2 protein-coding genes are annotated in these 1,762 nt (G+C 53.7%); both read left to right on the forward strand.

The features are described 5' to 3' along the window. The first annotated feature begins 773 nt into the window (after positions 1–773). The gene (locus DT73_RS15905; RefSeq protein WP_036111407.1) at positions 774–1,124 is read left to right on the forward strand and encodes a type II toxin-antitoxin system RelE/ParE family toxin; all 351 of its coding nucleotides are present in this window, start codon (positions 774–776) and stop codon (positions 1,122–1,124) included. Between the two features lie 2 nt (positions 1,125–1,126). Beyond that, on the forward strand, positions 1,127–1,426 hold the full coding sequence (locus tag DT73_RS15910) for a helix-turn-helix domain-containing protein (RefSeq protein WP_036111410.1): 300 nt from the start codon (positions 1,127–1,129) through the stop codon (positions 1,424–1,426). Positions 1,427–1,762: the final 336 nt, after the last annotated feature.

Below are 1,762 nucleotides of genomic sequence, written 5' to 3' on the forward strand. Positions count from 1 at the left end.
GATTTTTGCTGAGATATTACAGACGGGTGTGGGGTGTGGCCTCTAAATCGTTGAGGCGTGCCTGGCGGGCCGGGGCTGCCTGCAGGACGCAGGCAGAGCGACGGGAGGCAGGAAGCCGACTCGGAGCGGTACCCGAACAGGCCGCCGGGGTAAGCCGAATGTCCGCGCAGCGGCGATTTTGCCGGCCACAAAAGGGGGTGCAGGGGGCCAGTGCCCCCTGCGGGCGCCGGGCGCAGCGAGTGAGTGAAAGCAGTGTGATGGACACGGCGCGCAACTGGCTCTGTGCTGGCAGATTATTGTTACAGTGGTGACTGTTGTGTTCACTTGCAGTGGTGTGGTTGTTTCCGTTCACCTGAAGTGATGTGGTTAATGTGGCTTCACAGCCAGTGAACGGGCGAAGGGGGCTCGCCCCCTTTGCAATCCCCGTTTTCGCGGGCGACCGGTGCTGCGCACTGCGTTCACCTCCGGGCAGTCAGCCTGCGGCCGGCTCGACTCGGCATCCCTGCCTCGGTTCGCCTTATTCCGCCATCCGGGCGGAATAACCTTGTCTTCCTTTCTCCGGTTCACCGGTCTTACGCGACACAACTCTCGCTGCAGGTAGCGGGGCTTTTTGTGTTGTACTGAGTGGCTGGGGGATTTGTACCTGGTATGTCTTTGTGTGTTTTTTTGCTGCTGGCTTATTGGTAGGGTGGCAGATTTGTGACGGCTGTTTTATTGAGATTATAGTGAATTCATTATAATCTCAATTATAGCGAATTCACTATAGGCTTACTATGTGGGAAATCATAACAACGGAGTGTTTTGATGAGTGGTTTTTGGGGCAGGAAGATGCTCTCAGAGAGTCGGTTTATGTCGCTATGGGGGTGTTGGAGAAATTCGGTCCTAAATTGGGCAGGCCGTATGTTGATACATTAAAAGGTTCTTCTTTTGCAAACATGAAAGAACTGCGTATACAGCATGCCGGTAATCCTGTCAGAGCGTTTTTTGCTTTTGATCCCACCCGGCAGGCAATCGTCTTGTGTGCTGGTGATAAAACAGGGTTAAACGAGCAACGTTTCTATAAGGACATGATCAGGCTGGCTGATTCGGAATACCGCAAACATCTTATAACACTGGAGAAATAATTATGGCGACTTACAGAGAACTCCTGGCTAAAGAAAGCCCTGAAATGCAGGCGCGTGTAGCTGAGCGGGTTGAGGCGGCCAGTATCCAGATTGCGCTTAGCATGTTGCGTGACGAATTGAATATTTCACAGACAGAGCTGGCTGCGGCTATGGGGGTAAAACAGCCTTCGGTTGCACGAATAGAACAGGCTGGCAATGATCCGCGGCTTTCTACACTGAAGCGCTATGTGCAGGCGTTAGGGGGAGAGTTAAGTCTGGATGTGACGCTGCCGACAGGTAAGCGGGTTGCTTTTCATCTTTGATTGGTTGTTGTGAACCTGATGCCTGTGCGCTGACTTTGTGTGGTTTTTCCGTTCACTTTTCACTGTGTCAGTGTGGTGAAAGTTCCGTTCACATGCTGTGGTGTCAGTGTAGAGGGTTCCGTTCACCTGCCGTGATGTGGTTAATGTGACTTCACAGCCTGTGAACGTGTTAAGGGGCCCGCCCCTTAACAATCCGGTTTTTCGCGGGCGACCGGTGCTGCGCACTGCGTTCACCTCCGGGCAGTCAGCCTGCGGCCGGCTCGACTCGGCATCCATGCCTCGGTTCGCCTTATTCCGCCGTCCGGGCGGAATAACCTTGTCTTCCTTTCTGCGGTT

Source organism: Mangrovibacter sp. MFB070 (genome assembly GCF_000705335.1).
Lineage (GTDB): Bacteria > Pseudomonadota > Gammaproteobacteria > Enterobacterales > Enterobacteriaceae > Mangrovibacter > Mangrovibacter plantisponsor.